Below are 7,791 nucleotides of genomic sequence, written 5' to 3'. Positions count from 1 at the left end.
AGGCACTGCAGCGTCGAAATTGACAAATCATCGCTTGCAAATCGGTCGCCGCTGTCTTTTGCTCGCGCGACAGTTGTCCCATGACTGTTGAATGGTTGGCGAACGGATGAACAAAATCGATCGACGACGGCCAGAGTCTGAAGCGGACGCCAGCGTAAATGCCGCGCGACTTGGAACGCGGTTGCGCCTCGCCCGGCAGACACGGGGCATGACGCTGAAGACGCTGGCGACAGCTGCGAACTGCTCTGAAAGCCTTTTGTCCAAGATCGAGAACGGCAAGGCTTCGCCATCCCTACCCATGCTTCACCGCGTGGTCGAAGTTCTAGGGACCAATATCGGCTGGATGTTCGAACAGGTCGACGACGACGAGGCGATCGTGTTCCGCGCAGGCGCGCGGCCATTGATCTCGCTCGACGCGCTGAGGCGCGGCGAGGGCATTTCGCTTGAGCGCATCATTCCGTATTCGCCCGGTCACCTGCTGCAGTGCAATATCCATCATATCGAGGCGGACGGCGAGAGCGAAGGTCCCATCCAGCATGTCGGCGAGGAAGTCGGCTATGTGCTCGCTGGCCGGATCAAGCTGATCGTCGATGGCAAGAGCCATGATCTCGCCACTGGCGATGCGTTCGTGTTCAGGTCGGAGCTGCCGCACCATTACCGCAACATCGGCAAGGAGAGAGCCAGCATTTTCTGGGTCAACACGCCGGCGACGTTCTGACGGCGCTCAGAGATCAAATTCGTTGACAAATATTCAAGTCTCTTGAATGTTGCCTCGTGCCTGTAGCACCAATGGGACCAGCCTAACAGGTTTGGCCCGCAAGCAAGGGGAACCGTAAATGCGTCCGTTCAAACTTCTCTTCCGTTGCGCCGCCGTCATCGCCATTTGCTCGACCGCGATGGGATCGGCGTTCGCCGATACGTTCGCTCTCGTCAACATCAACCAGCAGGCCCTGTTCTTCAACCAGATCAATGAGGGCGCGCAGAAGGCCGCCGACGCCGCGGGCGCCAAGCTGGTCATCTTCAATGCCAACAACGTGCCGAGCGCGCAAAATGACGCGATCGAGAACTACATCACACAGAAAGTCGACGGCATCATTTTAGTCGCCATCGACGTGAACGGCGTCAAGCCTGCAATCACCGCCGCGAAGGCGGCCGGCATCCCCGTAATCGCCATCGACGCCCAGATTCCCGACGGCGACAACGTTGCGTTCATCGGTGTCGACAACGCCAAGGCCGGCGAGGATATCGGCAAATTCTACGCGGACTATGTCAAGTCGGAGATGGGCGGCACTGCCAAGATCGGCATTGTCGGCGCGCTTAATTCGTTCATCCAGAACCAGCGGCTCGACGGTTTCAAGAAGGCGGTCACCGACAGCGGCCTGGCGATCACCTTCCTCGACACGGTCGACGGCCAGAATGTTCAGGAGACCGCAATGAGCGCTTCGGAGAATTTGATGACCGCCAATCCGGACATGACGACGCTATATGCGACCGGCGAGCCGGCGTTGCTCGGCGCTGTTTCCGCCGTAACCAGCCAAGGCCGCACCGGCGACGTCAAGGTGTTCGGCTGGGACCTGACCAAGCAGGTCATTCAGGGCATTGACGATGGTTGGGTGGTGGCCGTCGTCCAGCAGGACCCTGCCGGCGAAGGCAAGGCCGCTGTCGAAGCATTGACCAAGCTCAAGAAGGGCGAAACGGTCGAGCCGATCATCAATATTCCGGTGACGATCGTGACCAAGGAGAATGTCGAGCAATACCGCGCGATGTTCCAGTAAGCTGCGTCGATGACCGGTCCGCGGCGCCGCTTGAGGCTACGCCGCGGACGCTTTGCAAATCCCGTGGGATCCAAGATGAGCAGTAGCGAGACCTATCGGGTGCGGATGAGCGGCATCTCAAAGCGCTACAACGCCATCCAGACGCTCGATGATGTGTCGCTGGTGCTGAAGCCGGGCGAGGTCCTGGGACTGGTCGGCGACAATGGCGCGGGAAAGTCGACATTGAGCAAGGTGCTGTCGGGGGCGGTGGTTCCCGATGCCGGCACGATCGAGATCGATGGCATGCCGGTGACCTTCAACTCGCCGGCGGATTCGCGTGCAGCGCGCGTCGAGATGGTCTATCAGGATCTGTCGCTCTGCGACACGGTCGATGTCGCCGGCAATCTCTTTCTCGGCCGCGAGCCGCGCCGCCGCATCGCCGGCATTTCCTTTCTCGACAAGAAGCGCATGCACGAACAGACGCGCCAGATGCTCGATCGACTCGGCATCGTTATCGCCGACACGCGGCTCAAGGTCGAGAACCTGTCCGGCGGACAGCGACAGTCGATCGCGATCGGCCGCGCCGCCTCGTTCGAGCCGTCCGTGCTGATTATGGATGAGCCGACGGCAGCGCTTGCCGTCGCCGAGGTCGAGGCTGTGCTCGACCTGATCCGCGCCGTGAGCGCCCGCGGCGTCAGCGTTATTCTGATCACCCACCGCCTTCAGGATCTGTTCCTCGTATGCGACCGCATTCAGGTCATGTACGAAGGACGCAACGTCGCCGAGCGGCTGATCGGCGAAACCAATATCGAAGATGTCGTCAACCTGATCGTGGGCCGCAAATTCAGCGCTCGCTCGGCCACCGGCGCCTATCGCGATGGAGCGCCAGCATGAGCGACGTGAGTTCGACCCACTCCGCGCAGTCTCGAAGGGTTCGCGAAGGCACATGGCGAGATGCGGTGCTCGCCAATGGCAGTGTCGTGTCGATCGCGTTGTTCTTTCTTGTGGTTTGCGTCATCTTCTCGGTGACGACGGACGCCTTTCTGACGTCGCCCAATCTGCTGAACATCCTGCGGCAGTCGGCCCCGCTGCTGATCGTCGCCGCAGCGATGACCTTCGTCATCACCACGGGCGGCATCGACCTTTCTGTCGGCTCCGTGCTGGCGCTGGTGGCAACGTTGTCGGCGACACTGCTGCAGCTGGGCCTGCCATGGCCGGCGGTCATCCTGGCCATGCTTGCGCTGGGTGCCTTGCTTGGCGCGGTGCAAGGCTATTTCGTTGCTTATGAGGGCATCCCGGCCTTCATCGTCACGCTTGCCGGGCTTTCGGTGATCCGTGGCGTGGCGCTGCTGATCACCGGCGGCTACTCGATCCCCATCGAGCCGGGAAGCCCTTTCACGGTGCTGGGCCGCGCCTGGTTTCTTGGCGTGCCGGCGCCTGCGCTGATCGCGCTGGCGATCCTTGCGATCGCCTATATCGCCTTCAACGAGACGCCGTTCGGCCGCTACGTGACCGGCATCGGAGCCAACGCCGAAGCGGTCAGGCGCGCCGGCGTCAACACGCGGTTGACGACGCTTTTCGTTTACGTGATTTCCGCCGCCGCGGCAGCACTTGCGGGGATCATCATTGCGGCCCGGCTCGGATCCGGATCGTCGAACGCCGGGCAAGGCTTTGAGCTCGAAGTGATCGCTGCGGTCGTGCTTGGCGGCACCAGCCTGTTCGGCGGCCGCGGAACGATTATCGGCACGGTGCTCGGCGCGCTTACCGTGGCCGTCATCGGCAACGGCCTGATCCTGGCGCATCTGTCGCCCTTCCTGACGCCGATCGTGACCGGAACGATCATCCTGGTCGCCATCTGGCTGAACTTCCGCCTGTTCCGCGGCGCCGTACGGAGCCGTTGAGCCTATGAGTGATCTCTTCGATGACGCAGCTCCCAGGCAGCGGCTGGCGATCGGGGTCGAATCCGGCCAGGTGATGACCGTGCTCGGCCCCGTTCCGGTCGAAGAAATGGGCGTAACGCTGATGCACGAGCACATCCTGCTCGACGGCGCGCGCACCTGGAAATGCCCCTGTCATCCCGACGACATGGCGCTCGCCGAGCAGCCCGTGAACATCGAGATCATCGGCGAACTGCGCATGAACCCTTACGTCAACCGCGACAATGTTTCGCTCGACGACAGCGACCTGGCGCTGTCTGAGCTGCAACGCTATCGCGCGCTCGGCGGCCACACCGTCGTCGACGCGACCAATATCGGCATCGGCCGTGAAGCGGAAAAGCTCGCCCGCATCAGCCGCATGTCCGGCCTGAAGATCGTCATGGGCACCGGCTTCTATCTGGAGCACACCCATCCCGAATGGCTGAAGACCATGGATGTCGACGCGGTGACCGAATTCATCGTCAACGATGTCGGCGGCGGCGAGATGCAGCCGACGATCCTGGCCGGTCTGATCGGCGAGGTCGGCGTCAGCAAGGACTTCACCTCCGAGGAACGAAAGTCACTGCGAGCTTCGGCGCGGGCCTCGCGCATCACGGGCGTGCCGCTGTCGATCCATTTGCCCGGTTGGGAGCGGCTGGCGCACGAGGTGCTCGATGTCGTCGAGGCAGAGGGCGCCGATCTTCGCCACACCGTGCTCTGCCATATGAACCCCAGCCACAACGATCTCGACTATCAGACAAGCCTCGCGCGGCGCGGCGCTTTCCTGGAATACGACATGATCGGCATGGACTATTATTATGCCGATCAGGACGCGCAATCGCCCTCCGATGAAGAGAATGCACGGGCAATTGCGGCACTTATCGACGCCGGCTTCGGCGACCGCCTGCTGCTGTCGCAGGATGTGTTCCTCAAGATCATGCTGACCCGCTTCGGCGGTTTCGGCTACGGCTATATCCTCAAGCATTTCGTACCGCGCCTGAAACGGCATGGCGTCGAGCAACCAGCCATCGACCGCATGCTGGTCGCCAATCCGAGGGCTGTGTTCTCGCGGCGGAACTGACTTACGACGGAGTTCAAATGTCCAAGAAAAAGATTCTGCTAGCCGGTGAATCCTGGGTGTCGACCGCGACCCATATCAAAGGCTTCGACCAGTTTCCGACGGTCACCTACCACACCGGCGCCGACGAATTGCTGACGGCGCTGAAGGCGACCGACTTCGATGTGACCTTCATGCCGGCGCATGAGGCGCAGCGCAGCTTTCCGCAAACAATGGAGGCGCTCTCGGCCTATGATGCGGTGGTGCTCTCCGACATCGGCGCCAACACGCTGCTTCTGCATCCCGACACTTGGGTTCACTCGAAGCCGACGCCGAACCGGTTGCGCCTGCTGCGCGATTATGTGCGCGACGGCGGCGCGCTTTTGATGTTTGGCGGCTATTATAGCTTCCAGGGCATTAATGGCGGCGCGCGCTATCGCAAGACGCCGGTCGAGGAGGTGCTGCCGGTGAACTGCCTCGCCTTCGACGACCGCGTCGAGGTGCCGGAAGGGTTTTCGCCTGTTCTGAAAGGCTCCTCGGACCACCCGATCTTGAAGGGTCTCGGTTCGGCTTGGCCAATCCTGCTCGGCTTCAACGAGGTGACGCTGAAAGACGGGGCGGAAGTTCTGGCAACCGTGTCTTCGGATTACGGATCGCTGCCGCTGCTCGTCGCCGGCCACTATGGCAAGGGCCGCACTGTGGCCTGGACATCCGATGTCGGGCCGCATTGGCTGCCACCGGAGTTCATCGCCTGGAAAGGCTACAAAACTCTGTTCGAACAGATGCTGAACTGGGCGACCGGTGAGAGCTGAGCGATGCATGTCCATGTCGTGGGCAATGCCTGCGTAGACACGATGTTTCGCGTCGGCCGCTTCCCCGCCGCCGGCGAGACTTTGAACGCCAGCAGCTACGCCGACGGCCTCGGCGGCAAAGGCGCAAACCAGGCCGTTGCGGCCGCGCGCACGGGTGCTGCGGTGACGTTTTGGACGGCGCTCGGCAAGGACCGCGCAGGCGCATGGATCCGAGCCTCTCTCGACAGGGAGTTGTCCGACCTCGACGTGAGCGAATTCGACCTGCCGAGCGACCGCTCGACCATCGTCATTGAGGTCGGCGGCGAGAACTTCATCGTCAGCGGTGTCGCCTGCAGCGAAGCGTTCGATCCGATCGCGCAAACGGCACTTGCGCGACGGATCGCGTTCGGCGACATCGTCGTCTGTCAGGGAAACCTGCGAGGCGCTGCGATAAATGCCTGCCTGCGGGCAGCACAGGAAAATGGCGCGCGCACCGTCCTGAACGCCAGTCCTATCAATGCCGCGGCTTTGCCTGACTTCGGTCTGGCGCAGCTGTTGGTCGTGAACCAATCCGAGGCGAAAGCACTGACCGGCGAGGGTGACATGGCAGCTGCGGCCGACGCGCTCGCGGCCAAAGGCGCCGGAACAGTCGTGATCACACTTGGCGCGGAAGGTTGTCTCGTGCTTGGCCCGGACCAGGAAGCACCGCTTCGTTTGCCGGCGCCCGGCGTCGAAGCGCTCGACACCAGCGGCGCCGGCGATGTGTTTTGCGGCTGTCTGGCCGGCGGGCTTTCCAAAGGAATGTCGGTTACCTCAGCGCTGAAGTTCGCGCTCGCGGCCGCGGCAATTGCGGTGACTCGCCCGGGCACATTGATATCCTGTCCTTCCGCGCCTGAAATGGCGGCGCTCATCGATGAAACGGAGCTCTCATGACCCAACTCGGCCAATCGGGCGCCGACGCGCTCGTAGAACTTTTCGGCCGCACCAAGGTGGTGATCGGTGTCGTTCATCTTGCGCCGCTTCCTGGCTCGCCGCGCTTTGGCGGCGAGGCGGTCGAGGCGATCTATCAGCGGGGTCTCGATGATGCGAGGTCCTATCTCGACGGCGGATGTGACGGCGTGATCGTCGAGAATCATGGCGACATCCCCTTTGCAAAACCTGACGATATCGGACCGGAGACAGCAGCCTATATGGCGGTCGTTTCCGACCGTATCCGCCGCGAACTCGGCAAGCCGGTCGGCATCAATGTGCTCGCTAACGCGGCGATCCCTGCCCTTGCGATCGCCAGTGCCGCCGGCGCGGGTTTCATCCGCGTCAATCAATGGGCGAATGCCTATGTCGCCAACGAGGGTTTTGTCGAGGGCGAGTCGGGTCGCGCGGCGCGCTACCGCGCCAAGCTTCGCGCCAACGGCATCCGCGTTTTCGCCGATGCTCATGTCAAGCATGGCGCACACGCCATCGTTGCCGACCGGCCAGTGGAGGAACTGGTCAAGGATCTGGTCTTCTTCGACGCCGACGCCATCATTGCGACCGGTCAGCGCACCGGGCACGCTGCGGATCTGAGCTACATCCGCATGATCAAGGAGGCCGCCGGCCTACCGACGCTGGTCGGCAGCGGCGTGACGCCCGACAATGCTAACGATATCCTTGGCATCGTCGATGGCGTCATCGTCGCCAGCGCACTGAAGCATGACGGCGTCTGGTGGAACCAGGTCGACCCTGCCAGAGTAAAGACCTTCATGGCCGGGCTGAGGCGATGATCGAGCGGCAATGATGCCATTCTGTTTGTGGCCGGAGCGAAGTCGCGGGGCCGCAAACGCAGATGCCAACAGGCAACGACGACACTCAGGCCGCAGTCACCTTGTCGTTGACCCTGCAACCCATTCGGACCGGTACCAGTCGACGAATTTCTTCAGACCATCTTCGATCGAAACGCTCGGCTTGAAGCCGAAATCGCGCTCCAGTGCCGTCATGTCGGCATAGGTCCGCTCGACGTCGCTGCTCTGCATCGGCTCGCTGTGGCGGATCGCCTTTACACCGAGCAGTCTTTCCAGAGTGTCGATGAAATCGCCCAGCCGCACCGGCCGGTTGTTGCCGACATTGTAAATCCTGCTGGGTGGGGCATCGGCCATGGGCGGCTTGTCGAGCACGGCAACGACCGCCCGCACCACATCGTCGACATACGTGAAATCCCGCCACATCTCGCCATTGTTGAATACCCGGATCGGCTTTCCCTCGAGGATCGCCTTGGTGAATATCCAATAGGCCATGTC

Annotated in this window: 9 protein-coding genes; 8 read left to right on the top strand and 1 reads right to left on the bottom strand. The window is 62.1% G+C overall.

Annotation, left to right across the window (positions count from 1 at the left end):
- Positions 1-106 precede the first annotated feature (106 nt).
- From EOA85_RS21405 to EOA85_RS21370, 8 genes are all read left to right on the top strand, one after another.
- Positions 107-718 (top strand): cupin domain-containing protein, encoded by a 612-nt coding sequence (locus tag EOA85_RS21405; protein WP_065006311.1) that lies wholly within the window; start codon positions 107-109, stop codon positions 716-718.
- A gap of 118 nt (positions 719-836) precedes the next feature.
- Entirely contained in the window at positions 837-1,775 is a 939-nt protein-coding gene (locus EOA85_RS21400) for a substrate-binding domain-containing protein (protein ID WP_029355684.1), read from the top strand.
- Between the two features lie 75 nt (positions 1,776-1,850).
- The gene (locus tag EOA85_RS21395) at positions 1,851-2,648 is read left to right on the top strand and encodes an ATP-binding cassette domain-containing protein (protein ID WP_127211073.1); all 798 of its coding nucleotides are present in this window, start codon (positions 1,851-1,853) and stop codon (positions 2,646-2,648) included.
- Positions 2,645-3,655, top strand: coding sequence for an ABC transporter permease (locus EOA85_RS21390; protein WP_029355682.1), 1,011 nt, complete (start codon positions 2,645-2,647; stop codon positions 3,653-3,655). The genes EOA85_RS21395 and EOA85_RS21390 overlap by 4 nt, the downstream gene beginning before the upstream one ends.
- A gap of 4 nt (positions 3,656-3,659) precedes the next feature.
- Positions 3,660-4,751 (top strand): phosphotriesterase, encoded by a 1,092-nt coding sequence (locus EOA85_RS21385; RefSeq protein WP_065006248.1) that lies wholly within the window; start codon positions 3,660-3,662, stop codon positions 4,749-4,751.
- Between the two features lie 17 nt (positions 4,752-4,768).
- On the top strand, positions 4,769-5,539 hold the full coding sequence (locus EOA85_RS21380) for a glutamine amidotransferase (protein ID WP_127211072.1): 771 nt from the start codon (positions 4,769-4,771) through the stop codon (positions 5,537-5,539).
- A gap of 3 nt (positions 5,540-5,542) precedes the next feature.
- On the top strand, positions 5,543-6,451 hold the full coding sequence (locus tag EOA85_RS21375; protein WP_127211071.1) for a PfkB family carbohydrate kinase: 909 nt from the start codon (positions 5,543-5,545) through the stop codon (positions 6,449-6,451).
- Positions 6,448-7,278, top strand: coding sequence for a BtpA/SgcQ family protein (locus EOA85_RS21370; protein ID WP_127211070.1), 831 nt, complete (start codon positions 6,448-6,450; stop codon positions 7,276-7,278). The genes EOA85_RS21375 and EOA85_RS21370 overlap by 4 nt, the downstream gene beginning before the upstream one ends.
- Before the next feature lie 96 nt (positions 7,279-7,374).
- Here EOA85_RS21370 and EOA85_RS21365 read toward each other — a convergent pair.
- Positions 7,375-7,791: NAD-dependent epimerase/dehydratase family protein (locus tag EOA85_RS21365; RefSeq protein WP_127211069.1), on the bottom strand; the 417-nt coding region annotated here is incomplete at its 5' end.

The sequence above is a fragment of the Mesorhizobium sp. M5C.F.Ca.IN.020.29.1.1 genome (assembly GCF_003997375.1).
Lineage (GTDB): Bacteria > Pseudomonadota > Alphaproteobacteria > Rhizobiales > Rhizobiaceae > Mesorhizobium > Mesorhizobium wenxiniae.
The sequence above is the reverse complement of the archived record's forward strand: the minus strand, read 5'-3'. Positions and strand labels throughout refer to the sequence as shown.